The sequence below is a fragment of the Stagnimonas aquatica genome (assembly GCF_003730135.1).
GTDB classification, from domain to species: domain Bacteria; phylum Pseudomonadota; class Gammaproteobacteria; order Nevskiales; family Nevskiaceae; genus Stagnimonas; species Stagnimonas aquatica.
The window spans coordinates 33,418-57,357 of the sequence record NZ_RJVO01000005.1 but is presented as its reverse complement, the minus strand read 5'-3'; the positions used below and the strand labels follow the sequence as shown (position 1 = coordinate 57,357).

Genomic DNA, 23,940 nt, shown 5'->3' with positions numbered 1-23,940 from the left:
TCAGAGCAGACCGAGCAGGAACAGCAGCGTGCCGAACAGCAGCAGCACCAGCAGGATGGCGAAGCACAGCAGCGCCAGCCGCAGACGGGCGCCCCAGCGGGAAAGGCCGTAGGCGTCGCGGAGGTGGCGGTAGAGGTGCAGCGGCGGCAGGACCGTCAGCGCCGGGATCAGGATCCAGTTGCTGAGCCCCAGCGTTCCCAGCAGCGCGGCGACGACGCCCAGCAGCATCATGAAGCTGATCGAGTGCGCCACGAACACCGTGTGATCGTAGAGGAAGACATCGCGGCGCCAGAAGAACAGCAGCCACATGAACGGCAGGCTGAGCGGGATCAGCGCCCAGGAATACTTGTAGCCGTTCGTTTTCAGCTTGTAGGCGAGCAGCGCCGGGTTGTCGCCGAGATGCTTCAGCCGCGCCGACAGTCGTTCGTCCAGGCCGGGGAGGTCCAGGTCCAGACTGCCTCGGGAGGTGGAGGCCGGCTCGGAAACCGGCGCCAAGCGCTGCTCCTGGGCCAGCCGGTCGAGGCTGGCGTTGTCGCCGGCGGCGGCCGCCAGCAGGATCTGCCGCTTGCGATCCAGACGGCCGATCTCGTCTTCGAGCTTGGTCCGGTCGTCGGCATCCAGTGCTGGCAGGGCGAGATCCTGGCGGCGCTTCCGGAGCTTTTCCTCCAGGCGCTGCGCCTCAGCGCGTTGGGTACGACGCCATTCGTCGATCGAGTCGGTGATGCGGGCGATCTCGACCGGCTCGGAGCTGTCGCCGTCGCTGCCCAGATGGATGCCGCCAGTCCAGGACAACACCGCGAAGGTCAGGAACACCGAGAACAGGAACAACGCGAGCGGCGAGATGTAGCGGCTGCGTTCGCCCTCGATGTAGCGACGCGTGAGCTGTCCGGGCCGCCAGATCAGTTCCGGCAGCGTGCGCCAGACCTTGCCCTCGAAGTGAAAGACCCCGTGCAGGATGTCGTGACCGAGCCCGGCGAGACTGCGATGCAGATGTGCGGACTGGCCACAGGCGGCGCAGTAGGGGCCGGTCAGTGGCGCCTGGCAGTTGCGGCAGCGGGCGGCGGCAGGCTCTTCGCCGGCCGGCGAGGGCTCCGCTGGGATGGCGGCACCGGCCTGGTCGGTGGCGCTGTCGCTCAAGCGTGCCCGGCCTCGCCGCCCAGTTGGGTCACATCGACGCCGAGCAGGCGGGTCGCGAGCTTCCAGCGCTCGGAAGCCGGGGTGCGGAACAGGATCGCCGAATCCACCGGGGTGTTGAGCCAGGAGTTGGAGAGAATCTCGTTCTCCAGCTGGCCCGCGCTCCAGCCGGCATAGCCCAGCGCCACGAAGTAGTGCTTGGGGCCGCGCCCCTCGCCGATGGCCTTGAGGATGTCGCGCGAGGTGGTGATGTAGAGATTGCCGCCGACCGCCATGGTGGAGTCCCACTCGCCAGCGCCTTCGTGGATCACGAAGCCGCGCTCCGGCGCCACCGGCCCGCCCCAGTAGATGCTGCTGTCCTGGTCCAGCGCGCTACGCGGCAGGTCCATCTGGTCGAGCATCTCGGTGAGCTTGAGCTGCAGCGGGCGGTTGATGATGAGCCCCAGGGCGCCCTGGTCGCTGTGTTCGCAGAGCAGGGTGACGGAATGGTTGAAGTTCTCGTCCTCCAGCGCCGGCATGGCGATCAGGAACTGGTTGTTGAGGTATTCGGTGGTATCGGTCTCGGACATGCCGGCAGTATTCCGACCGCTTCCCAGCCCTGCAAGCTTGGCCGACGGCTTCTGACTGCCCATCAGGGCGCGGACGCCGGCAGTCGAGGCAGGGCCTCGCCCTCGGCCAGGGTGTAGGCGAGGGCGCTCAGCACCGCCGCGTTCTCGGCCAGATGGCGGGGATTGATCTTGTCCAGGGTGTCGGCTTCGGTGTGGTGGATGCGGAAGTAGTCGCGGCCATCGACCAGCGGCGCGAAGCCGGGCACGCCGGCCTTGGCCAGGGGGCCGATGTCGGCGCCGACGCCGTCCAGGCTGTGCTGCACCACCCCGGCGCCGATGCCGGCCAGCAGCTTGGCCAGCGGTGCCAGCATCGGCATGGCCTGCGGCGGTACCTGCGCCCGGAAGCCCATCGGGTGACCGGCGCCCATGTCCATCTCGATGGCGGCGACATGCTGACCCAGCTCGGCGGCGTGGGCGGCGGCATAGGCCTTGGCGCCGGCCAGGCCGTTCTCCTCGTTCATCCAGGCGATCACCCGCAGGGTGCGGCGCGGGACGAGGCCCAGGCGCTTCATGAGTTGCGCGGCCTGCATCGCCACCGCCACACCGCTGGCGTCGTCCTGGGCGCCGGTGCCGACATCCCAGGAGTCGAGATGGCCGGAGATCACCACCACCTCCTCGGGCCGCTCGCGGCCCTTGAGGTCGGCGACGACGTTGTAGCTGTCGGCATCGGGTAGGGTCCGGGGCGTCAGCTTCAGGCGAAGGCGCACCTCGCCCTGGGCGGCCAGGCGCTCGATCAGCATGGCGTCTTCGCTGCTCAGCGCCGCCGCCGGAATCTTCGCCACGCCTTCCGCGTACCTGAGGCTGCCGGTATGCGGCAGACGGTTGTCGCCCCAGCCGGCCGAGCGGTTGAGTGCGGCCACCGCGCCGAGTGCGGCGGCGCGGCTGGCGCCGTTGACCCGGTAGTCCACCGCGCCACCGTAGGCATTGCCGGCATAGCCGCCCTGATTGAGCGCCTCGTCGTAGGCGGCGGTGTAGAGCACGATGCGGCCGGCGACGCCGGCGCGGCCCAGGCGTTCCAGCTCGGCGTAATCGCGCACCGGCAGCACCGGTGCCACCAGGCCCTGGGCCGGGGTGGCGACGCTGCCGCCCAGGGTCAGCAGGGCCAGACGCTGTTCCAGGCCCTCGGGGCGGCCAGGCCAGGCGACCAGGGCGGCCTCCTCGGCGCCGCGCTGCCAGTGCGGCACTTTGACCGGCTCCAGGCGGGCCTCCAGGCCCAGGCGACGCAGTTCGGCGGCCACGTACTGCACCGCCGCTGCCGCGCCGGGCGAGCCGGACAGGCGGTGGCCGATGCCGTCGGCGAGCGCGGCGGTCTGCCGCCAGGCGTAGTCGGAGGCCAGCGCCGCTTCGACCAGGGCCTGCTGGGCCTCCGCCAGCGGCGGCGTGGCTGGCGCGTCGGCATGCGCGGCTGCGGCGCCGAGGGCCAGCGCGGAGAGCAGGAGCAGGGCGGGTTTCATGCGCGACGGGCGGCGAGGCGGGTCTGGATGGCCTCGATCAGCAGCCCGCCGATGTCGGTGCCGTAGGCGGCGTCGATCTCGCGGGCGCAGGTCGGGGAGGTGACATTGATCTCGGTGAGGCGGTCGCCGATCACGTCGAGGCCGACGAACAGCAGGCCGCGCTTCTTCAGCTCCGGCCCCACCACCCGGGCGATGTGTTGCTGCGCCGGGGTCAGCGGCCGGGGCTCGCCCTTGCCGCCGGCGGCCAGATTGCCGCGCGTCTCGCTGCCCTGCGGCACCCGCGCCAGGCCGTAGGGCACCGGCTCGCCATCGACCATCAGCACCCGGGTGTCGCCCTCGACGATGGCCGGCAGGTAGCGCTGCGCCATGATCGTGTGGCGGCCGTTCTGGGTCAGCGATTCGATCACGCTGCCGAGGTTGAGCGCGTCCTCGCGCACCCGGAAAATGCCGGTGCCACCCATGCCGTCGAGCGGCTTGTAGATCACGTCGCGCTGTTCGGCATGGAAGGCCTTGAGGCGCGCGAGGTCACGGCTGATCAGGGTCGGCGCGCACAGCTCCGCGAACCAGCTGATGAACACCTTCTCGTTGCAGTCGCGCAGCGAGGCCGGCCGGTTGACCACCAGGGCGCCGGCCTGCTCGGCGCGTTCCAGGATGTAGCTGGCGGTGATGTATTCGAGATCGAAGGGCGGGTCCTTGCGCATCAGGATCGCATCCAGCCGGCCCAGTTCCACTTCCTCGGGTTCGCCCAGCTCGAACCAGTGCTTCTTGTCGTCGAACACGGTGACCGGGGTGGCGCGGCCGTAGGCCACGCCGTCGCGCAGCCAGAGGTCGTGCATTTCCAGATAGCGCAGGGCGAAACCGCGCTTCTGGGCGGCGAGCATCAGCGCCAGGGTGGTGTCCTTGTATGGCTTGATGCCGGCGATGGGGTCCATCACCACGCCGAGGGTGTAGGTCATGGGGCTGGCCTCAGTTGGCGTCGCTGGCCAGTGCCGCCACGGTTTCCCGGGCGGCGGCCAGCAGGGCCAGGCGAGCCACCACGCCGTAGGCGTAGAAGCGGTTGGGTTCGGCGTCCGGCGCCTGGCTGGGCTCCGGGCAGTTGCAGGCGTTGTTGAACGCCAGCTGCCGGAACTGCGCACCCGGGGCGTTGAGGTTTTCGGTGTTGGAGCGGCCGGCGTGCACCCGGTAGAAGCCGCCCACCACGTAGTGGTCGATCATGTAAATCACTGGCTCCGCGACCATGTCGCTACGCTGCACCGGCTCTGTGGTCATCCCCTCTGTTTCGGGCGGCGCGTCGCGCCAAGTCTCGAAGGTGTAGACGCCCTCCTGGATGATCGCGCCGCTCACCTCGTTGCCCTCCTTGGCGCTGGCCATCTTCTTGCGGGCGTCGCGGTTCATGTTGCGGATCTCGTCGACCGATTTCACCGTCATCACGCCCATGCCGTAGGTGCCGGCATCGGCCTTGACGATCACGAAGGGTTCGTCGCTGACGCCGTACTCGGCGTACTTGGCCTTGATGTCCTCCAGCAGCAGTTCGACATTCGCGGCCAGGCATTCCTCGCCTTCGCGCTTGAGGAAGTTGATCTCGCCGCAGTTGCGGAACAAGGGGTTGACCAGCCAGGGGTCGATGCCGAACTGCTCGGCGAAGTCCTCGCAGACTTCTTGATAGATGGCGAAGTGCTGGGACTTCAGGCGGTCGCTCCAGCCCAGCTTGGGGTGCGGCACCACCGGTTGCTTCAGGCCTTCGAGGATCGCCGGCCGGCCGCCGGAGAGATCGTTGTGCAGCAGCACCACGCAGGGCTTGAAGCCCTCGACGTAGACGCGGTCGTCCTCGCGCTGGAGCGGCTCCAGCCGCAGGCTCTTGCCGGAGGGCAGGGCGATTTCCTGCGGCGCGGTCACCGCCGGGTTGATCGAGCCGATGCGTACCGCGTAGCCGGCCTTGGTGATGAGGTCACGCAGGGTGGCGACCGCTTCCAGGTAATACAGGTTGCGGGTGTGGTTTTCCGGCACCAGCACGACATTGCAGGCCGAGGGCATCAGCTTCTCGAACGCCGATTGCAGGGCGTGCACCGCCAGTGGCTCGAACACCGGATTGAGATTGTTGAAGCCGGCCGGGAACAGGTTGGTGTCGACCACCGCCAGCTTGTAGCCGGCGTTGCGCAGGTCCACCGAGCAGTAGAACGGCGCCGGGGTCTTGTGGAATTCGCGGCGGAACCAGCCCTCGATCTGCGGCGCTTTTTCCAGCAGCAGTTGTTCGAAGCGCAGCAGGGGCGCGCTGTGGGCGGTGGTCAGGTTGGGCACGGAAGGATGCCGGGCGTCGGGCATGAAGACCTCGGTTCGCAGCGGGGAGCGGGCGCCGTCTCGCGCCGGTTGGGGGCTGCGGGCGGATGCGACTTGGATGTGGTTGTAAAAGCCTATCTCAAGTGGGGCCCGGAGCCGGGCTTGCAAGAGGTGCGGCGGGCGCGGCGAGTGTGCTATTACTTCCTGGCAATTCAAGCCCGTAGTTGACCCCACATCGATTCGGCGCGCGCCCGGCGAGGTGCCCGCAACTCCCCGGAGACCCGCTCAGTGCCCACGGAAGCATCCCCCGCGACCGCGCAGGCGACCAAGGCCCTGGCCAAGGTCATGGTCATCGACGATTCCCAGACCATCCGCCGCACGGCCGAGACGCTGCTGGTCAAGGAGGGCTACGAGGTGGTGACCGCAGCGGATGGCTTCGAGGCGCTGGCGAAGATCGCCGACCAGAAGCCGGACCTGATCTTCATCGACATCATGATGCCGCGTCTGGACGGCTATCAGGCCTGCGCCCTGATCAAGGGCAACGCCAAGTACGCGGCGACGCCGGTGATCATGCTGTCGTCGAAGGACGGTCTGTTCGACCGCGCGCGCGGCCGTATCGTCGGCTCCGACGAATACCTGACCAAGCCTTTCACCAAGGACGAACTGCTCGGCGCGGTCAAGGCCTACCTGAAATCCGGCCAGTGATCCGCGCATGACGGTCGAGCTGCAAGCCCTGCGCGGTACGCCCTACGAGCTGCTGGCGGCCCTGGAGGCCCGGGTCCGCTCGGCGCGGCCGGACGTCGCCCAGCGGCGTTCGGAGTTCTGGCTCGGCCTCGGCTTCCGGGTGCGCGACCGCTGGTGCGTGGCCCCGCGCGACGACGTTCGCGAAATCATCACGCTGCCCTCGCTCACCCGCACGCCGGGCGCCAAGCCCTGGCTGCTGGGCGTGGCCAACGTCCGGGGCGGCATTCTGGCGGTGGCCGACGTGGCGCAGTTTCTGGGCCTGCCGCGCCGGGCCGAGTCGCCCGGCAGCCGGGTACTGGTGTTCAACTCCTTGCGGGTGCCTGTGGGCTTTCTGGTGGACGAGGTGGCCGGTCACCGGCAGTTCGCGCTTGCCGACCAGCGCCACGAGCTGATCGCCGGCGCCCCGGCATTCGCGCCGTATCTGCTCGGCGCCTTCGAACGCGACGCGCAGCCCTGGCTGGCGCTCAGCTTCAACAAGCTGGTCGCCAGCGCGGAGTTTGCCCATGCCGGCTGGTGAGCTGAGCCGACCGCCGTTCCTGATGGCCAACGGCCTGAAGTGGATGCGCGCCGAGATCGACGCCGCCCTGCACCGGGTGCGTCTGCTGCTCGACCAGCACCAGGAAGCGCCGCAGGAAGGCGATGCCCTGCTCGACGCCCTGGCCCTGCTGGTGCAGGTGCACGGTGCCCTGGCGATGGTGCGCAGTCTGGGCGCCGCCCAGCTCGCCGGCGAGCTGCGGGAGGCCACCGAGGACGTTCTGCACGACCGCGCCGCGCGGCCGGACGAAACCCTGGCGGCGGTCAGCGGCGCCACCCTGCAGCTGTCCGATTACCTCGATGGCCTGCTGCTCGGCCAGCCCGACCGCGCCGCCGTGCTGCAGCCGGTGATCGCCGAGCTGCGGCTGGCGCGCGGCCGCCCGGCGCTGACCGAGGCCGATCTGTTCGTCGCCCAGATGCTGGAACTGGCGCCGGAGCTGCCGGTGCCGGAGCAGCCGCCGCGCACGCCCGGCAACGCCGCCATCGTCGCCCGCAAGCTGTTGCAGCCGTTCCAGACCCTGCTGCTGCAATGGCTCAAGGGCCAGGACAGCGACGCCGCCCTGGCGCGGCTGTGCCGGGTCTGCGAGCAGGTCGCGGCGCAGGCGGTGGAGCCGGCGGTGTATCTGCTGTGGAGCGCCTGCGCCGCCGCCACCGACTCCCTGCGCGCCAAGCCGATGGCCGACTCCCTGGAGCTGAAGCGCTGGTTCGGGCGCATGGGCCAGCAGCTCAAGCTGCTGGCCGAGCAGGGTGAGACCGTGGCGGCGCGCCAGTCCGGCGAGACCGTCTGGCGGCTGATCGGCCATGCCGCCGCGCTCGACTACAGCGGTCCGCGCTGGCAGCCGCTATTTGAGGCGCTGCCGCTGATCGGCAGTGTGCCCGCCGAGCCGCAGCTGTCCGAGGCCCGTCGGCGTCTGCGTGGCCCCAACACCCGCCTGCTGGAAAAGGTCACCGAGGAAGTCCGCCGCGACCTGGCCCAGATCAAGGACGAGATCGACCTCGCCCGCCGCGCCAGCCAGCTACAGCCCGACACCTTCGCCGGCACCCGCGAGCGCACCCTGCGGGTGTCGCGCACCCTGGCCCTGCTCGGCCTCAGCCAGCTGGAGCAGGTGCTGGTCAACCAGGCCGCCGGCCTCGACGAACTCACCGCCAGCGCCGACAGCGAGGGCCGCTGGATCCGGCTTGCCACCGCGCTGCTGACGGTCGAGCACAGCATCGAGAACGCCCTTCTGCGGCCGCTGCGGCAGCTGCGCCCGGACGGCACGGCGACGCCGGAACTCGAAATCGAGGTTCCGCATTCCCGCGATCTGCACGAAGGCATCGCCGCGCTGCTGCGCGAGATGCTGGTCGACCTCGCCCGGCTCAAAGCCCTGCTCGACGGCTATGTGAAGGACGGCAGCCAGCCCGCCAGCGAGGAACCGGCGCAGCTGCTCAACGAGGTCGCCGCCGGCCTGGTGATGCTCGACCGCGAGCGTGCCGGCATTCTCGCCGCGCGTCTGGAGCAGTGGCTGCGGGTGGCCGCCTTCCCCAAGCTGCGCAGCGATCCCGAGGAGGCCGCGCGCTTCGCCGAGGCGATCACCGGGCTGGAAATCTACATCGAGGCCTTGCGCGACTCCCTGCCCAGCACCGAGCGCCTGCTCGACGAGCTGGGCCTGGCCATCGAGCGCCTCCGCTTCGACGCCCAGGAGGAGGCCCCGGAGTCCACCGACCGCGCCGAGGCCGAGCTGCTAGCGCTGGTGACGCAGACCGAGGCCGAGCTGACCAGCCCGCAGGCCGTCGAGCCGCCGGCGCCGCTGGTCGCGAGCCTTTCCGCCGCTGAGGAAGATCCGGAAATCCGCGCCATCTTCCTGGAAGAAGCCGAGGAGGTGCACGAGTTCCTGCTGCGCGCCCTGCCGGCGTTCCGGCGTGCGCCGCAGAACCGCGATGGCCTGGCCGACATCCGCCGGGCCTTCCACACCCTCAAGGGCAGCGGCCGCATGGTCGGCGCCGACCAGATCGGCGAACTGGGCTGGGCCCTGGAGCAATTGCTGAACCGCTGCCTGGAAGGCGCCCTGCCGACCAACCAGGCGGTGGTCGAGGCCGTCGAGCGGGCGGTGCAGCTGTTGCCGACACTGCTTGGCCGTTTCCGTCAGGGTGCCGAGCTGGCCAGCCAGCCGGAGGCCCAGGCGCTGATCGCCCACGCGCAGTTCCTGGCCAGCGGCCGGGCGCCGCAGATGATCGAGGACGAGGTGCTGAGCGTGTTCCGCGAGGACGCCCAGGATCGTCTCGCCTACCTGAGCCAGTGGCTGGACACCGAGGCGGTGCTGGACGTCGATCCGGAAGCGGTGCGCGCCCTGCATACCCTCAAGGGCAGCGCGGCGGTGGTCAACGCCAGCCCGCTGAGCGAACTGGCCGCCGCCTTCGAGGCCCTGCTGGAGGGCCTGCGCGAGTCGGAGCTGCCGATCCCGCCGGAATTGCGGGCGCTGTTGCAGGAGGCCCTGCCGGTGCTGCGCGAGTGGGTGGCGCGGGCCGGCACCGCCGAGCTGCCGCCGGCCGACGACTGGCTGGCGCGGATCGAGGCGGCGCGCGGCTTCCTGCCGCCGCCGGGCGAGGGCGGCGGCAGTCAGCGGCGCGAGGCCTTCGCCAACGCCGCCTTCGACCAATTGCAGGGCCTGGAGCAACAGCTGATCGCCTGGGCCGGCGCCGCCGGTGATGGCCGGCATGCCGACCACATGGCCAGCGCCGCTGCCGCGCTGCAAGGCCTGGCGCGCGAGGCCGGCTGCGGCGCGCTGACCGTCGCCGCTGGTGCCCTGGCCGAGCGTCTGGCGCGCCACGACGGCCTGGCGCCGGAGGCGCAATTCTTCCAGACCCTGGCCGAGGCGCTGGAACAGTTCTACCAGTACCTGGACCGCTTCCGCGAAGGCAGCCTGCGCGACAACGGTCGCGCCCTGGCCGAGCGCCTGAGCCGGCTGCCGGCGCGTGCCGAGCCCTTGCCGCCGGCCGGGGAGATCACGCTCGGCGCGACGCCCGAGGGTGAGCTGATCCAGGTGCTGGCGTTCAGCAGCGCCGAGGCGGCGTCGTCGGCGGCCGGAGCCAATTCCGAGGATGCCGGTTGGACCGAGCCGGAAATCGAGCCGGCGACACCGAGCGAGCCGGCGCCGGTCATCGAGCCGCCGGCGCAGCCGCTGGACCCGGAGCTGGCGGAGATCTTCCAGAGCGAGGCCGCCGAGCTGTTCGAGGAGCTGCGCGAAGGCCTCGCCGACTGGCGCCTGGCCGGTTTGCAGAACCCGCCGGAAGGTCTGCTGCGCGCCCTGCACACCCTCAAGGGCAGCGCGCGCATGGCCGGTCTGCTGTCACTGGGCGATGTCGCCCAGCAGCTGGAGAGCCGGCTCAGCCAGGTCGCCACCGGCCGCCAGGATGGCGCGCTCACCCACGCCGCGCTGCTGGCGGCGGTGCCGGCGATGGAGCAGGCGGTGGCGGAGGTGCCGGTGCAGGCCCTGGTCGAGGCGCCCGCCGCCGAAGCCGTGGCCGAGCTGCCGCCGGTGCTGTACCAGACGCTTTCCACACCGCCGCCGCAGCTCTCCACCGGCTTCGATCCGGCCGCGACCCTGGCCTCGGTGCCGGCCGGCGAGCTGCCGTCTCCCGGAGCCTGGGACTGGCCTGCCGCCCCCGCGCCCGAGCCGCTGGAGTCCGAGCAGGCCGGGGTGTTCGAGCAATTGCCCGAGCTGGAGGCGCGCAGCGCGCTCCCCGATCTCAACGAACATCCGGCGCTCAATGCCGAACCCGACGGCGAGTTCCTGGGCGCGCCGGTGGCGCGCCGCGAGAAGAAGACGGTGGTGGTCAGCGAGGGCGAGATCGACCCCGAGCTGGCCAACATCTTCGTCGCCGAAGCCACCGAAATGCTGGAGGCAATCGACTCCGGCCTGAATTCCTGGAGCCGCGACTACCGCGACGAGGAGGCGGTGCGCGAGCTGCAACGTGCGCTGCACACCCTCAAGGGCGGCGCGCGCATGACCGGCTTCAGCCACATGGGCGATCTCGCCCACAACCTGGAAACCGAGATCGGCGTGCTGGCCCTGCGCGGCACGCCGCCGAGCAGCGCCGAGCAGCAGTCCCTGCGCGAACAGCTGGAGACCATGGAGCATCTGCACGATGCCCTGGCGCGCGGCCACTACAGCGTCACCGTGCGCGAATCGGAAGCGCCGGCGGAGGTCGATTTCCCGGTCGAGATGGAGGCGCCGGCGACGATCACCGAACCGGCGCCCGTGGTCGCTCCGCTGCCGCTCTCCGGCGCGCCGCCGGGCTGGCGGCCGGAGCTGTACTGGCGACCGCAGGAGGAGGGCAATGCCCTGAGTGGCCGCCGCGAGCTGGCGCGGGTGCCGGTGGAAGCGCTGGACAGCATGCTCAACGAGGCCGGCGAGATCTCGATCTTCCGCTCGCGTCTGGAACAGCAGAACGCCGCCCTGCAAGCCCAGCTCAACGAAATGACCCAGACCGTGCTGCGCCTGCGCGAGCAGCTGCGCCTGCTCGATGTCGAGACCGAGGCGCAGATCGCCGCCCGTGGTCTGGGCGCCCAGGGCCCGGACCGCTACGCGCAGGACTTCGATCCGCTGGAAATGGACCGCTACTCGCGCATGCAGGAGCTGTCGCGCGCGCTCGCCGAGTCGGTCAACGACTTTGCCTCGGTGAAAACCTCGATGGAGCAGGCGGTCGACGAAGCGCAGGGGCTGCTGCAGCAGCAGGCGCGGGTCGGCGCGGCGGTGCAGCAGGGCCTGATGGCCACCCTCATGGTGCCGTTCTCTCGGCAGGTGGCGCGCTTGCAGCGCGTGGTGCGCCAGACCGCGCAAGAGGAGGGCAAGTACGCGGAAGTGGTGTTCAGCGGCGTCGAGAGCGAGCTGGACCGCAACGTGCTGGAGCGCATGACCGCGCCGCTGGAGCATCTGCTGCGCAACGCCGTGGTACACGGCCTGGAAACGCCCGAGCAGCGCGCGCTGGCGGAGAAGTCGCCGGTCGGCACGGTGATGGTCTCGCTCAAGCGCGAGGGCACCCAGCTGGCGATGGAGATCGCCGACGACGGTCGCGGCCTGGACTTCGCGGCGATCCGCCGCAAGGCCATCGAGAAGGGTCTGATGCCGGCCGACGCCAAGCTCGCCGACGAGGACGTGGCCCAGTTCATCTTCGAGTCCGGCTTCTCCACCGCCGGCAATCTCACCCAGAACGCCGGCCGTGGCGTCGGCACCGACGTGGTGGCCAGCGAGGTCAAGCAGCTGGGCGGCGCGCTGGAGCTGCGCTCGGTGCCCGGCAGGGGCACCCGCTTCATCATCCGCCTGCCGCTGAGTCTGGCGCTGTCGCAGGCGCTGATGGTGGCGGTGGGGCACGAGAGCTACGCGCTGCCGCTCACCGCCATCGACGGCATCGCCCGCATTCCGGTGAGCCTGCTGGCGCAGGCCAGCGTCGAGGGCGCGCTGTCGTTCTCCTACGGCGGCCACGACTACCGGGTCCGGCATCTCGCCGACCTCATCGACCTGCCGGTGACCGCGCCGCCGCCCGAGGCGCGCACGGTGCCGGCGGTGCTGGTGCGCCTGGGTGAGGGTCTCGGCGGCGGCGAGCGCCGCGCCGCGCTGATCGTCGACGGCCTGCTTGGCAACCGCGAAGTGGTGTCGAAGGCGGTGGGGCCGCAGCTGTCGTCGATCTCCGGCGTCGCCGGCGCCACCATCCTGCCCAACGGCCAGGTGGTGCTGATCCTCGACCCGGCGGCGCTGATCGTCGATCGCGCGCGCCGCAAGCTGATCGCCGAGGCCGCTGCCCGCGCCGCCGCCAATGCCGAACTCGACGAGGTGGATCGCGAGGGCGAGCTGATCCTGGTGGTCGATGACTCCATCACCATGCGCCGCGTCGCCGAGCGCCTGCTGTTGCGTCACGGCTTCCGGGTGCTGACCGCCAAGGACGGCCTCGACGCCATCGCCCTGCTGCAGACCGAAACCCCGTCGGCGATCCTGCTCGACATCGAGATGCCGCGCGCCGACGGCTTCGAGGTGGCCGGCTTCGTGCGCAACAGCGAGCGCATCGCCGGCGTGCCGATCCTGATGATCACCTCGCGCTCCGGCGAGAAGCACCGCGCCCGCGCCGCCAGCCTCGGCGTCAACCGCTACCTGATCAAGCCCTACCAGGAAGACCAGCTGATGACCGAGGTTCGCAGCGTGCTGGCGGAGCAGCGGGTATGAGCGAGGCCCTGCACGTCCCCGACCAGCTCTACTGCGTGCTGCTGTCGCTGCGCGACGACACCCTGGTGCTGCCCAATGCGCTGATCGCCGAGGCCCTGGCGCAGGACGCCCTGCGGCCGGTCGAGGAGGGATCGCGCTGGCTGGCCGGCCATCTGAGCTGGGCCAACCAGCGCCTGCCGGCGGTGAATTTCGAAGTGCTCAACGGCGGTCTGGCTGCGCCGCTCAACCGGCGTTCGCGGCTGGTGGTGCTGCACGCGCTGGGCGAGCGTCCCGAGGACCGGCCGTTCGCGCTGCTCTGCCAGGGCTACCCGCACCTGGTGACGCTCAGCCGCGCGGCGCTGGCGCCCCTGCCGCTGCGCGAGTCCGACCGCCCGGAATACGTGCTGGCACGGGTGCGGATCGGCAATTCCGAAGCGCTGATTCCCGACCTGGACCGGATCGCGGAACTGGTTCGGGCGCCAGAGGCCGGCTGAGTCAAGCCGGGCTGGGAGTGGCCTGGCCGCTCGATGGATCGCCCCGGCGACGGCAGGACGCCTTGCGTCGGCGCGGCCGCCAGCACCGCCGGCACCCGGCAACCGCGAGCCCTGAAGCTCCTCGGGCGGCCCGCCAGCGCCTGCTCAGGCCAGTGCCTGCGCCAAGGCCTCGCGCAAGGCCGGCACCACTTCCGCTTCAAACCACGGTCTCTGCCGCAGCCACAGGGTATTGCGCGGACTCGGATGCGGCAGCGGAAAGAATCCGCGCGGCAGGCAGTCCCGCCAGCGCCGCACGGTCTGCTCCAGACGCTCGCCGCGCGCCTCCAGGTAGTGCAGGTGGGCATAGCGGCCGACCAGCAGGGTCAGCCGCAGTTCCGGTAGCAGCGGCCGCACCCGCGGGTGCCAGAGCGGCGCGCACTCCGGTCGCGGCGGCAGATCGCCGCCACGACCCTTGCCGGGGTAGCACAGGCCCATTGCCATCACCCCGTAGTGGCGGGTGTCGTAGAAGGCGTCGCGGTCGAGCGCCATCCATTGCCGCAGGCGGTCGCCGCTCGGGTCGTCCCAGGGCAGGCCGCTGGCGTGGACGCGGGTGCCGGGCGCCTGGCCGGTGATCAAGACCCGCAGCCGCGCGTCCACCCGCAGGATCGGGCGTGGCCCCAGGGGCAACCGGTCGGCGCACAGCCGGCAGGCGCGGACTTCGGCGATGGTCTGTTCCAGGCTGGGCATGCCGCGATTGTGCCTGCACCGGTGTCGGCCGATTGCCTTCGTCGTGGCGATTTGCCACTGTGCGACTGGTCGTCACCACAGCCGCCGCCACCGATTCATCTCATGCAGTTCAACGATCCGCTGATCCAAAGCGTCTACGCCGCCGCTGCTGCGTCCGGCTGGCAGGCGGCCCGGCAGCGGGTGCTGGCGCTGCTCATCGAGCATCTGGGCGCCAGCAGCGGCGCCTGGCTCACCAGCGGGCCCTCGGGGCTGAGTGGCTGCTACACCGAGAGTCCGGACAGCGGTTTCAGCCGCAGCAGCTTGCAGGCCTTGCACTTTCAGGAAGGGCAGGCGCTGAGCGCTGAGGCGTCTGGACCGCCGCTGCGCATCCTGCGCCATGCCCATGCCGGCTCCCCCTTGCTGAGCCTGCTGGCGCTGCGCTGGCCGGCGCAGCCGGTGCGCCCGCCACCCGAGCAGGCCCTGCTCCAGCAGGCGGTGATGCACGGTGCCGAGGCGGCGGCGCTGGCGATGCGGCTGTTCGTGCTGCGCGACGAGTGGTTGCGCGAGATGGGCCGGCAGAATCGCGGCGCGGCGGCGCTGGTCGATGCCCGGGGCACGGTCCACGCCGCCAGTGAACGCTTCCTGGAACTCACCGGCGCCGCCGGCGCCCCGCGCAGTTTCGCGCTGCCGCAAGCCATGCTCGACCAGGGCGGTGCGTTTGTCCGCGATGGTCTGCACATCCGGGTGGAGGCGAGCGACGACCTCTACCTGCTGCACGTGCGGCCGCCGCTGGCGCTGGACATCCTGTCGCCCCGCGAGCAGCAGATCGCCCGTGGCCTGGGCGAGGGCAAGACCTTCAAGAGCATCGCCCGCAACTGCGGGATTGCGGTATCGACGGTCGCCAATCACGCCACTCGCATTTACCGCAAGCTCGGCGTCTACCGCCGGGAGGAACTGGTCGAGGCGATCCGCTCGTCCGGCCTGCGGCAAGGTTCTTGAATGGCGGACGGTAGGGCTACCCTCTTGCTGTGTCCCGGGGAGTTCCCCGGTGGCTGTTCATGCCGCTAGTCGTTGACGCGGTTCCGCTGTCTTGGAGCAGTTCATAAAAGGAGCGCCGATGCGCCATCTCGCCGTGTTTGCCGGTTTGTCCCTGTGTGCTGTCGTTCCCGCCGCGCTGGCCCAGGAGGCCGCGCCGGTGCCCATCCCGCCCACGGCTCCCGAGCCTGCCGCCGCAGCCACCGAGGTGGTCGCCGAAGAAGTGGTGGCGACGGTGGAGACCACGCCGGCCGAGGCGGCCACCGATCCCGGCCACTACTTCGGTGTGCTCGGCACCCTGGGCAAGCCGGACAGCGGCCGCGACAACAACGGCGCCGACATCAGCCATTCCTTCGGCGCGGCGTTCTACTACGGCTACCAGTGGGCCAACCAGTGGGGCGTCGAGGCGCAGGGCTTCACCGAGGTGCTGGAAACCGGCGCCGCGCGCCCGGTGGACTGGTATCGCTACGGGCTCAACCTCGATCTGGTCTACGCCTGGGGTGACCGCAGCCGGTTCACGCCCTTCGTCCTGATCGGCGTCGGCGGCAACCGCAACGACGTTTCGCCGCTGGACGACGGCATCGACCTGTTCGGCAATGTCGGTCTGGGCTTCGTCACCGGGCCGGTGTTCAAGACCAACGATGTCCGTGTCCGTGGCGAACTGCGCTACGTCTACGACAACTTCCAGGCCGGCTACGGCGATGCGCGGCTTGGTCTGGGTATCGAAGTGCCGATTTTTGGCAGTAAGGGCGTCAGCGCGCCAGCGGCGACGGTCGAGGCGGTGAAGATCGTCGAGGTGCAGACCGGCCTGCTGGACTCCGACGGCGACGGTGTGGTCGATAGCCAGGACCAGTGCCCCGACACCCCGGCCGGCAGCCGCGTGGACGGCAATGGCTGCCCGCTGCCCAAGGTGCTGAAGCTGCACGGTGTGACCTTCGAGCTGGAGAAGGCCCGCCTGCGGCCGGATGCCAAGACCATCCTCGGCGACATCGTGCTGCTGCTCAAGAAGTACCCGGACATGAAGGTGGAGATCGCCGGCCACACCGACAGCACCGGCAGCCAGGCCTACAACCAGAAGTTGTCGGAGGAGCGTGCCGCGGCGGTACGCGCCTTCCTGATCGAGTCCGGCATCCCGGAAGCCCAGGTCAGCTCGCGCGGCTATGGCGAACTCGAGCCGGTGGCGGACAATGCCAGCTACGAGGGTCGGGAACTGAACCGCCGCGTCGAACTGCGCATTCTGGATTGAAACCGCGCAGACCCATTTCAAGGAGAGATCAATGATGACCAGAAACACCAAACCCCAGGCACGTGCCCTGATCGCCAGCCTGCTGATGAGCGGCGCCCTGGCCCTGAGCGGCTGCGACGCGCAGAGCGGCGATGTCGGTAGTGGTGGGTCCAGCGGCGGCAGTGGTAGCGGGAGTGGCAGTGGCAGCAGTTCTTCGGGCAGCAGCTCCTCCGGCGGCACCAGTTCGTCCAGTGGCACCAGCTCCAGCGGCAGCGGCTCCTCCAGCGGTAGCACCTCGGGGGGCAGCACTTCCGGCAGCGGTTCCTCCGGCAGCGGCTCTTCGGGCAGTGGCTCCTCCGGCAGCGGTTCGTCCAGCGGCGGTACCTCCTCCTCCAGCGGCAGCTCGTCCGGCAGCACCTCGTCGTCCAGCGGCAGCGGCTCGGGTAGCTCTTCCAGCGGCGGCAGCTCCGGCGGCATCAGCAGCGGCGGCGCCGGCAACGAAGGTGGTCTGGTCAACGACGGCACCGTGCCCAGCACCGTCACCGAGGGTGGGACCGCGCTCGCCGGCAACTTCATCTGCACCGCCAGCGCGCTGGCCTACGGCAACCAGCCGACGACCTCGGTCGCGGTCAACGGTCTGGTTGGCGGTCCGGTGTCCTCGCTGCTCAACCTGCTGGGTGCAAGCAGCCTGACCCAGCTGCTGAACAGCATCAGCGCCAAGGAGCTGGCGGCCGACGGCAACCTCGACACCTACGCCACCTACAGCCTCACCGTTGGTCTGCTGGGCAACCTGATCAGCTCGGTCGAGCTGGTGGTGGCGCCCAACAGCGCGGTGCCTGCTGGCAAGTACGCGGTGGTGGGGCTGACCTTCCCGGTCGGCACGCTCGAGCTGTCGCTGCTGCAATCGGTGACGCTGACCACCTACCTCGGGACGGCCGAGCAGGAAAGTGTCGATGTCGATGTCAGCACCCTGGATCTGCTTGGCCAGCTGAGCATCGCCGACACCGCCCGCTTCCTGGGTCTGCGGGCCACCAAGCCCTACGACTCGGTGACCGTCAGCCTGAGCCCGACGCTGATCTCCGCCGACGTCGGCAAGGCGATGAACGTGCACGAGCTGTGCACCGACGGCCTGCTGGTGGCCGCGCCCTGAGCGAGGGTCACGGCGTTCGGCGCCACCCGGAAATCCCCGCGCTCGCGCGGGGATTTTTTTGCCCGTTGATCCGGCGGGGCGCGGAGGCGAGTCGCCCGGGCGCCACGAAAGCCGACTGGCGCGTGTCATCATGCGCGCCTGTCCGTTGGTTCCCCCTGGTATGGCCGCCCTTCTCGAAGCCCGCGCACTGGTCAAGCAGTACCCCAAGGTCCGCGCCGTCGATGGCGTCTCCTTCGAGGTGCCGGCGGGCATCTGCTTCGGTCTGCTCGGCCCCAATGGCGCCGGCAAGTCGACCACCGTGGAGATGCTCGAAGGCGTCGCCCAGCCCAGTGCTGGCGAGGTGCTGTTTCGCGGCGAGAGCATCCGCAGCCGCGCCGCCCGCTACCGCGAGAAGATCGGCATCCAGTTCCAGTCCACCGCCTTGCAGGACTTTCTCACCGTCCGCGAGAACCTGCGGTTGTTCCAGGCCCTGTACCCGAAGAAGCGGCCGCTCGACGAACTGATCGCGGTCTGCCGGCTGGAGGAGTTCCTCGACCGCGACAGCCACAAGCTCTCCGGCGGCCAGCGCCAGCGGGTGCTGCTGGCCATTGCCCTGGTCAACGATCCGGAAGTGGTGTTTCTCGACGAACCCACCACCGGGCTGGACCCGCAGGCGCGGCGCAACTTCTGGGAGCTGGTGCGCAGCATCAAGGCCGAGGGCAAGACCCTGGTGCTGACCACCCACTACATGGAAGAGGCCTACGAGCTCTGCGACGACATCGGCATCATGGATCACGGCCGGCTGATCGCCCGAGGCAGTCCGCAGCGCCTGCTCGCCGAGCACTTCGACGACTCGGTGCTGGAGCTGCCGGCCGCCGACGCCCTGCGCGCCGGTAGCGAGCTGCCCTTCGTGCTGCGCGGCGACTGGGCCGAGCTGTCCACCCGCGACATCGCCGGCGCGCTGGAAGTGCTGCGCCGGGCCGGCGCCCCGCTCGGGCAGCTGCGCATCCGCCCGCGCACGCTCGAGGATCTGTTCCTGGAGCTGACCGGCAAGGAGCTGCGGGCATGAACCTCGCCCACATCCTGGCCCTGAGCTGGGCGCGCAGCCTGGAGTTTCTGCGCGATCGTGGCACCGTGGCCTGGAACTTCGCGCTGCCGCTGTTGATGGTGGCTGGCTTCGCGGTGATCTTCTCCGGCCCGGGCAAGCCCTTGTTCACGGTGGCGGTGCTGGCGCCGGAAACCGTGCCGCTGAGCGCCGACACCCATCCCTTCCTGGGCACGCCGGCGGTGAATTTCTACCGCGAGGCCAGCCTGGAGAAGGCCCAGGCCAAGGTGCAGCGCCACCGCATCGACCTGGCGGTGGACCTGGTGCGCAAGCAGTACTGGGTCAACCCGGAGTCGCACAACGGCGCGGTGCTGGAGCAGCTGCTGCACGGCGTCGCTGGCGAGCCCTTGCGGCGCCAGGAAGTGCAGGGCGCGCGCATCCGCTACGTCGACTGGGCCGCGCCCGGCGTGCTCGGCATGAACCTGATGTTCTCCTGCCTGTTCGGCACCGGCTACGTGATCGTCCGCTACCGCAAATCCGGCTACCTCAAGCGCCTCAACGCCACGCCGCTGACCGCCGCCGAATTCATCGTCGCCCAGCTGCTGTCGCGGCTGCTGCTGGTGATCCTGGTGACGGTGGCGGTCTACCTGGGCTGCAATGCCTTCCTGAACTTCCGGCTGGAGGGCAGCGCCTGGACGCTGCTGCTGGTCACCCTGGTCGGTGCCTACGCGATGATCGCGCTGGGACTGCTGGTGGCGGCCAGGGTCACCTCGGAGGAATTCGCCGGCGGTCTGCTCAACATGCTGTCCTGGCCGATGATGGTGCTCTCCGGCGTGTTCTTCTCCATCGACGGCGCGCCGGCCTTCGTGCAGTGGCTGGCGCAATGGCTGCCGCTGACGCCGATGCTGGAGGCCGCCCGCGCGATCATGCTCGACGGCGCCGGCCTGCTCGACCCCAGCGTCCAGCAGCCGCTGTTGCAGCTGTCGGCGATGGCCCTGCTGTTCACCCTGCTCGGGGCCCTGGGGTTCAAATGGACGCAGGACTGAAGCCCGTCCTGGCCGGGCTGCTGTGGCTGGTGCTCGCCGCGCCGGCCCACGCCGATCTGTACCTGTGCAGCGATGCCGAAGGCCATCGGCGCATCCAGGACCGCCCCTGTGCCGCCGGCCAGCGCGCCGACGCCCATGTCCGCGACAAATCGGTCTCCGGCCAGCCGGCGGCGCCCGCGCAACCGCGCGCCAAGGCCGCAGTCACGCCAGCGGCGGCCGAGGTCGGCATCCGCCGCAACAAGGGTGTGATCTGCCAGCTGCTCGATGCCGAGAAGCGCGACGCCGAGGCGCAGATCCGTGGCGAGGCGCCGCCGCCGGTGGGCGAGAGCGCCAAGGACAATCTGGTGAAGATCGAGCGCCAGCGCAGCCGGGTCGGCTGCGAAGCCTCCTGATGCGCCGGCGCTGGCGCCTGCCGGCGCTGCTGCTGGCCGCCGCCGCCGGCCTGGCCAGTTGCTCCACGCTCAACTACTACGCCCACCTTGGGCGTGGTCAGTGGCAGGTGCTCAATGCCCGCGAGCCGATAGACCGCATCCTCGCCGACCCGCAGCGTGACCCCGAGCTGCGCCGCCGCCTGAGCCTGGCGCTGGCAGCGCGCGACTACGCCAGCCAGCGTCTGGGTCTGCCCGCCAATGGCAGCTACCGCCGCTATGCCGATCTCGGCCGGCCGTATGTGGTGTGGAATGTGTTCGCGGCCCCGGAGCTGTCCTTGCAGCCGCTGGAGCACTGCTTTCCGATTGCCGGCTGTGTCGCCTACCGGGGCTACTACAGCGAGGCCGAGGCGCGTGCCGAAGCGCTGCGTTTGCAGGCCCAGGGCTACGAGACCCATATCGGCGGCGTGCCGGCCTATTCCACCCTCGGCTGGTTCGACGATCCGCTGCTCAACACCATGCTGCGCTGGGACGACGACCGCCTGCTGGAAACCCTGTTCCACGAGCTGGCGCACCAGCAGGTCTATCTGCCCGGCGACACCGCTTTCAACGAGTCCTACGCCAGCTTCGTCGGTGAACAGGGCCTGCGCGAATGGCGCGCCGCGCGCGGGCAGCCCGCCGAGGGCTCGCTGGCCCTGCAACGCGAGGCCGGGTTCGTCGCCCTGCTCAGCGCCACCCGCGAGCGCCTGGAAGCCGGCTATGCCAGTGCCGCCGATGACGACGCACGTCGTGCCGCCAAGGCGGCGGCCTTCGCGCAACTGGCGCAGGACTACGCCGCGCTCAAGGCCGGCTGGAACGGCTGGGGTGGCTACGACCGCTTCTTCGCCACGCCGATGAACAACGCCAAGCTGCTGCCGTTCGCGCTCTACAACCAGCACCTCGCTGCCTTCGCCGCCTTGTTCGCCCGCGAGGGCGGCGACTGGCCGCGCTTCCATGCCGCCGTCGCGGCGCTGGCGGCGCAGCCGGCCGAGGCGCGCGGCCGTGCTCTGGCGGCGCTGACTGCCGCGCCGGGAGTCGCCGATGCGGGTTAGAGCGAGGTTTCTGCTGCTGGCGGCGCTGCCGCTGCTGCTGGCCTGGGGCAGCGATCCGAGCACCCAGGCGCGCCGCGAGGTGCGCAATTTCATCCTGGAAACCCTGCGCAAGCAGGAGGGCGCCACCTGGGAGCGGGTCGGGCAGTACCTGGCCTGGAGCTATGAATTCGACCGCAGCGGCTGCGAACTGCGGGTGAGCCGCCGCGCCGATTTGAGCGACCAGTTTCAGCAGAGCATCCCGCTGGCCGAGGCGCAGCCGGTGGGCGGCGAGGGCAGCGAGCTGCTGTTCCAGTGCCGGGGCCAGCGGCCCTGCATCGAGTACCGGGTCGCCAACCGCCAGCGCAGTGACACCGGCCTGCAGCCGCGCGGCCGCCTGCTGGTGATGGATCCGGACGATCTGCGTCCCCTGCAGAACGCCTTCGCCGAGCTGCATCAGCTCTGCCGCGATCCCTATGCGCCGCAGTGGCGGGCGCCGCCGGAATCCGCAGAGCGCTTCGTAAAGCCGGAGTAAATCCCACCGGCCGCGCCGGCGCCGCTGGGCAGGATGCGCGGGCCTTCCCTAAGCTGAGGCCCTGTGCCGCTTCCCCCGACCATGCTCCGACTCCCGGCCACGCCGTCGCGCTTGTTCCCGCCCGCAGGGGAGATGCGCCAGTGAGCGCCAGCGCTCCCGCACCGCACCCTGGCGCCCGTCTGCTGCTGGTGGAAGACGACCGCAAGCTCGCCCGCCTGCTCGCCGACTATCTGGGCAGCAACGGCCTGAGCGTGCACTGCGTCCACGACGGCGCCGAGGGTTATGCCCGGGCGCGCAGCGAGCCTTGGGATCTGGTGGTGCTCGACGTGATGCTGCCGGGCATGGACGGCCTGAGCATCCTCCAGCGTCTGCGCGAGGAGTCCAATCTGCCGATCCTGATGCTCACCGCGCGCGGCGGCGAGAGCGAACGCATCCACGGCCTCGAAGGCGGCGCCGACGACTACCTGCCTAAGACCGTCTCGGCGCGCGAGCTGCTGGCGCGGGTGCGCGCGCTGCTGCGCCGTGCCGGTAGCGCGCCGCTGGCAGAGGCGCCGAAGGCCCTGGAAGTGGGCGATCTGCGTCTCGATGTCGGCGCCCGCAGCGTCCAGCAGGCCGGCCAGCGGCTGGCGCTGACGCCGGTGGAATTCGACCTGCTGCTCGCCCTGGCGCAGCGGCGCGGCCGGGTGTGCAGCCGCGAGCAATTGCTGGAGCAGGCGCGCGACCGCAGCTTCGACGGCATCGACCGCTCCATCGACGTGCACATCGCCAGCCTGCGCCGCAAGCTCGGCGACGACCCCAAGCAGCCGCACTACATCCGCACCGTGCGTACCGCCGGCTACCTGCTGGTGGACCCGGAGGCGGCATGAGGCTCTACCCCAAGCTGCTGCTCTGGCTGGCGCTCAATCTGGCGCTGATCGCGGCCCTGTTCCTGGCGCTGCCGGGCCGCGCCGGCCTGGGCTGGAGCCTGCTGCTCACCGACAGCGCCCGCGAGCGCCTGCTGGATGTCGGCGACCGCCTGGCCGCCGAGCTGTCGCAGGCGCCCGAGGCCGACTGGCCGGCGATTCTGGAACACGCCGCTGCCGGCCAGAACCTGCGCTACCGCCTTGAAGGCGGGCCAATGGGGCGCGGCCAACCGCCGGGCGGCTTTCCGCAACCGCCACCGGGTGGGCTGGACCGCCCCGCTTCGCCGGGCGACGGCACCCTGGGCTTGCGGCCGCAGCCGCCACGTCTGGTTTCGCCCATCGACGCGCCGCCCTTGCCGTTGGGGCCACGGCCCTCGTTGGGGCCGGAGCCGCCCGCCGCGCCTGGCAACGGCCCGGACCGCGCCCGCCGCGCCGAGATGATCGAGCTGCGCCGCGCCCGCTGGTTTGGCGAGTACCGCATCCGCATTCCGGCCTGGCGCAGTGGCACGCCGGGCGGGCCGCTGACGCTGAGCGTGGAGCTGGCCGACCTGCGCAGTCTCCTGGGCTATCTCGGCGTCGGTGACTGGGCGCTGTTCGGTCTGCTCACCGTGCTGCTCTCGGCCCTGCTCTGGTGGCCCTTTATCTGGAGCATCACCCGCGCGGTGGTGGCGGTAACCCGCGCCACCGAGCGCATCGCCGACGGTCGCTTCGATGCCCGCGTGCAACTGCGCCGGCGTGACGAGCTGGGCCAGCTCGCCGAGGCGGTCAACCGCATGGCGGCGCGGCTGGACAACCAGTTGGCCGGGCAGAAGCAGTTCGTCGCCGACGTCGCCCACGAGGTGACCTCGCCGCTGGCGCGCCTGCGCATCGGCCTGGGCCTGCTGGAGCCGCGCCTGCCGGCCGCCGCCGCCGAGGCCTTCGCCGACATCCAGGACGACGCCCAGCAGATGTCCGAGCTGCTCGATGAGCTGCTGCTGTTCTCCCGCGCCGGCCTCACCCGCGACCCGGGCACCGCCGAGCGCCTGCCGCTGGCCGAGCTGGTCGCCGAGGCCCTGGAGCACGAGGACGCAGTGGACCGGGTGCAACTGGCGCTGCCGCCGGAGCTGGCGGTGCGCGGCCACCGGGCGCTGCTGCGGCGCGCGCTCGCCAACCTCGTCCGCAACGCCCTGCGCTACGGCCAGCCGCCGGTGGAACTGGCTGCCGCCGCCCGTGGCGACACCGTGCTGGTCTGGCTGCGCGACCGTGGCCCCGGCGTGCCGCCGGAAGCGCTGGCGCGCCTGGGCGAGCCCTTCTACCGGCCCGACGCCGCCCGCAGCCGCGACAGCGGCGGCACCGGCCTGGGCCTGGCCATCGTCCGCCGCTGCGTGGAGGCGGGCGAGGGCAGTGTGCAGTTCCGCAATCGCGAGGGCGGCGGCTTTGAGGTGGAGCTGCGGCTGCGCGCGGGCTGAGCGGCGACGGT

At 70.7% G+C, this 23,940-nt stretch carries 20 protein-coding genes; 14 read left to right on the top strand and 6 right to left on the bottom strand.

Annotated elements, in window-relative coordinates; all coding sequences use genetic code 11:
- The 5 genes from ED208_RS11570 to gshA form a co-directional block, all read right to left on the bottom strand.
- Window positions 1-1,137, bottom strand: coding sequence for a DUF3667 domain-containing protein (locus tag ED208_RS11570; protein WP_158608529.1), 1,137 nt, complete (start codon window positions 1,135-1,137; stop codon window positions 1-3).
- On the bottom strand, window positions 1,134-1,703 hold the full coding sequence (locus ED208_RS11565) for a YqgE/AlgH family protein (protein ID WP_123212065.1): 570 nt from the start codon (window positions 1,701-1,703) through the stop codon (window positions 1,134-1,136). The genes ED208_RS11570 and ED208_RS11565 overlap by 4 nt, the downstream gene beginning before the upstream one ends.
- A gap of 62 nt (window positions 1,704-1,765) precedes the next feature.
- Window positions 1,766-3,196 (bottom strand): M20/M25/M40 family metallo-hydrolase, encoded by a 1,431-nt coding sequence (locus tag ED208_RS11560; RefSeq protein ID WP_123212064.1) that lies wholly within the window; start codon window positions 3,194-3,196, stop codon window positions 1,766-1,768.
- Window positions 3,193-4,152 (bottom strand): glutathione synthase, encoded by a 960-nt coding sequence (gene gshB / locus ED208_RS11555; RefSeq protein ID WP_199720602.1) that lies wholly within the window; start codon window positions 4,150-4,152, stop codon window positions 3,193-3,195. Before gshB ends, ED208_RS11560 begins: the two co-directional genes overlap by 4 nt.
- A 10-nt stretch (window positions 4,153-4,162) precedes the next feature.
- Window positions 4,163-5,518, bottom strand: a complete 1,356-nt coding sequence (gene gshA, locus ED208_RS11550) for a glutamate--cysteine ligase (RefSeq protein WP_123212063.1) — start codon at window positions 5,516-5,518, stop codon at window positions 4,163-4,165.
- Between the two features lie 300 nt (window positions 5,519-5,818).
- Here gshA and pilG point away from each other — a divergent pair, with 300 nt between their 5' ends.
- The 4 genes from pilG to ED208_RS11530 are packed head-to-tail and all read left to right on the top strand — an operon-like array spanning window position 5,819 to window position 13,424.
- Window positions 5,819-6,178, top strand: coding sequence for a twitching motility response regulator PilG (gene pilG, locus ED208_RS11545; protein WP_123212236.1), 360 nt, complete (start codon window positions 5,819-5,821; stop codon window positions 6,176-6,178).
- A 7-nt stretch (window positions 6,179-6,185) separates the two neighbouring features.
- Window positions 6,186-6,734, top strand: coding sequence for a chemotaxis protein CheW (locus ED208_RS11540; protein ID WP_123212062.1), 549 nt, complete (start codon window positions 6,186-6,188; stop codon window positions 6,732-6,734).
- Window positions 6,721-12,951 carry an Hpt domain-containing protein gene (locus tag ED208_RS11535; protein ID WP_123212061.1) on the top strand — a complete coding sequence of 2,077 codons (6,231 nt, stop codon included), beginning with the start codon at window positions 6,721-6,723 and terminating at the stop codon, window positions 12,949-12,951. Before ED208_RS11540 ends, ED208_RS11535 begins: the two co-directional genes overlap by 14 nt.
- Window positions 12,948-13,424, top strand: coding sequence for a chemotaxis protein CheW (locus tag ED208_RS11530; RefSeq protein ID WP_123212060.1), 477 nt, complete (start codon window positions 12,948-12,950; stop codon window positions 13,422-13,424). The genes ED208_RS11535 and ED208_RS11530 overlap by 4 nt, the downstream gene beginning before the upstream one ends.
- A 144-nt stretch (window positions 13,425-13,568) precedes the next feature.
- On the opposite strand, the gene ED208_RS11525 is transcribed toward ED208_RS11530, so the two are convergent.
- Window positions 13,569-14,150: a uracil-DNA glycosylase family protein gene (locus tag ED208_RS11525; protein WP_123212059.1), complete on the bottom strand. Its 582-nt coding sequence runs from the start codon at window positions 14,148-14,150 to the stop codon at window positions 13,569-13,571.
- A 102-nt stretch (window positions 14,151-14,252) separates the two neighbouring features.
- Here ED208_RS11525 and ED208_RS11520 point away from each other — a divergent pair, with 102 nt between their 5' ends.
- The 10 genes from ED208_RS11520 to ED208_RS11475 all read left to right on the top strand — a co-directional run bounded on the left by ED208_RS11520 (window position 14,253) and on the right by ED208_RS11475 (window position 23,929).
- Window positions 14,253-15,128 carry a helix-turn-helix transcriptional regulator gene (locus tag ED208_RS11520; RefSeq protein WP_123212058.1) on the top strand — a complete coding sequence of 292 codons (876 nt, stop codon included), beginning with the start codon at window positions 14,253-14,255 and terminating at the stop codon, window positions 15,126-15,128.
- Window positions 15,129-15,246: 118 nt separating this feature from the next.
- Window positions 15,247-16,410: an OmpA family protein gene (locus tag ED208_RS11515; protein WP_123212057.1), complete on the top strand. Its 1,164-nt coding sequence runs from the start codon at window positions 15,247-15,249 to the stop codon at window positions 16,408-16,410.
- A gap of 34 nt (window positions 16,411-16,444) precedes the next feature.
- A complete protein-coding gene (locus ED208_RS11510; protein ID WP_148044745.1) occupies window positions 16,445-17,539 on the top strand; it encodes a hypothetical protein in 1,095 nt (364 codons plus the stop codon).
- Window positions 17,540-17,699: 160 nt separating this feature from the next.
- Entirely contained in the window at window positions 17,700-18,587 is an 888-nt protein-coding gene (locus ED208_RS11505) for an ABC transporter ATP-binding protein (protein ID WP_123212055.1), read from the top strand.
- Window positions 18,584-19,609 carry an ABC transporter permease gene (locus ED208_RS11500; RefSeq protein ID WP_123212054.1) on the top strand — a complete coding sequence of 342 codons (1,026 nt, stop codon included), beginning with the start codon at window positions 18,584-18,586 and terminating at the stop codon, window positions 19,607-19,609. Before ED208_RS11505 ends, ED208_RS11500 begins: the two co-directional genes overlap by 4 nt.
- A complete protein-coding gene (locus ED208_RS11495; protein ID WP_123212053.1) occupies window positions 19,594-20,001 on the top strand; it encodes a DUF4124 domain-containing protein in 408 nt (135 codons plus the stop codon). Before ED208_RS11500 ends, ED208_RS11495 begins: the two co-directional genes overlap by 16 nt.
- Window positions 20,001-21,068: an aminopeptidase gene (locus tag ED208_RS11490; RefSeq protein WP_123212052.1), complete on the top strand. Its 1,068-nt coding sequence runs from the start codon at window positions 20,001-20,003 to the stop codon at window positions 21,066-21,068. Before ED208_RS11495 ends, ED208_RS11490 begins: the two co-directional genes overlap by 1 nt.
- The gene (locus ED208_RS11485) at window positions 21,058-21,579 is read left to right on the top strand and encodes a hypothetical protein (protein WP_123212051.1); all 522 of its coding nucleotides are present in this window, start codon (window positions 21,058-21,060) and stop codon (window positions 21,577-21,579) included. Before ED208_RS11490 ends, ED208_RS11485 begins: the two co-directional genes overlap by 11 nt.
- 140 nt (window positions 21,580-21,719) lie before the next feature.
- The gene (locus tag ED208_RS11480) at window positions 21,720-22,445 is read left to right on the top strand and encodes a response regulator transcription factor (RefSeq protein ID WP_123212050.1); all 726 of its coding nucleotides are present in this window, start codon (window positions 21,720-21,722) and stop codon (window positions 22,443-22,445) included.
- Complete coding sequence (locus ED208_RS11475) at window positions 22,442-23,929, top strand: sensor histidine kinase (RefSeq protein WP_123212049.1); 1,488 nt, start codon at window positions 22,442-22,444, stop codon at window positions 23,927-23,929. Before ED208_RS11480 ends, ED208_RS11475 begins: the two co-directional genes overlap by 4 nt.
- Window positions 23,930-23,940: the final 11 nt, after the last annotated feature.

What these genes read in the sequence shown, in the direction of transcription:
- ED208_RS11475 (WP_123212049.1), top strand. Translation starts at nt 22,442, where the DNA reads ATGAGGCTCTACCCCAAGCTGCTGCTCTGGCTGGCGCTCAATCTGGCG.
- ED208_RS11560 (WP_123212064.1), bottom strand. Translation starts at nt 3,196, where the DNA reads ATGAAACCCGCCCTGCTCCTGCTCTCCGCGCTGGCCCTCGGCGCCGCA.
- ED208_RS11535 (WP_123212061.1), top strand. Translation starts at nt 6,721, where the DNA reads ATGCCGGCTGGTGAGCTGAGCCGACCGCCGTTCCTGATGGCCAACGGC.
- ED208_RS11495 (WP_123212053.1), top strand. Translation starts at nt 19,594, where the DNA reads ATGGACGCAGGACTGAAGCCCGTCCTGGCCGGGCTGCTGTGGCTGGTG.
- gshB (WP_199720602.1), bottom strand. Translation starts at nt 4,152, where the DNA reads ATGACCTACACCCTCGGCGTGGTGATGGACCCCATCGCCGGCATCAAG.
- ED208_RS11510 (WP_148044745.1), top strand. Translation starts at nt 16,445, where the DNA reads ATGACCAGAAACACCAAACCCCAGGCACGTGCCCTGATCGCCAGCCTG.
- ED208_RS11500 (WP_123212054.1), top strand. Translation starts at nt 18,584, where the DNA reads ATGAACCTCGCCCACATCCTGGCCCTGAGCTGGGCGCGCAGCCTGGAG.
- ED208_RS11525 (WP_123212059.1), bottom strand. Translation starts at nt 14,150, where the DNA reads ATGCCCAGCCTGGAACAGACCATCGCCGAAGTCCGCGCCTGCCGGCTG.
- ED208_RS11530 (WP_123212060.1), top strand. Translation starts at nt 12,948, where the DNA reads ATGAGCGAGGCCCTGCACGTCCCCGACCAGCTCTACTGCGTGCTGCTG.
- gshA (WP_123212063.1), bottom strand. Translation starts at nt 5,518, where the DNA reads ATGCCCGACGCCCGGCATCCTTCCGTGCCCAACCTGACCACCGCCCAC.
- ED208_RS11540 (WP_123212062.1), top strand. Translation starts at nt 6,186, where the DNA reads ATGACGGTCGAGCTGCAAGCCCTGCGCGGTACGCCCTACGAGCTGCTG.
- pilG (WP_123212236.1), top strand. Translation starts at nt 5,819, where the DNA reads ATGGTCATCGACGATTCCCAGACCATCCGCCGCACGGCCGAGACGCTG.
- ED208_RS11515 (WP_123212057.1), top strand. Translation starts at nt 15,247, where the DNA reads ATGCGCCATCTCGCCGTGTTTGCCGGTTTGTCCCTGTGTGCTGTCGTT.
- ED208_RS11505 (WP_123212055.1), top strand. Translation starts at nt 17,700, where the DNA reads ATGGCCGCCCTTCTCGAAGCCCGCGCACTGGTCAAGCAGTACCCCAAG.
- ED208_RS11565 (WP_123212065.1), bottom strand. Translation starts at nt 1,703, where the DNA reads ATGTCCGAGACCGATACCACCGAATACCTCAACAACCAGTTCCTGATC.
- ED208_RS11485 (WP_123212051.1), top strand. Translation starts at nt 21,058, where the DNA reads ATGCGGGTTAGAGCGAGGTTTCTGCTGCTGGCGGCGCTGCCGCTGCTG.
- ED208_RS11520 (WP_123212058.1), top strand. Translation starts at nt 14,253, where the DNA reads ATGCAGTTCAACGATCCGCTGATCCAAAGCGTCTACGCCGCCGCTGCT.
- ED208_RS11490 (WP_123212052.1), top strand. Translation starts at nt 20,001, where the DNA reads ATGCGCCGGCGCTGGCGCCTGCCGGCGCTGCTGCTGGCCGCCGCCGCC.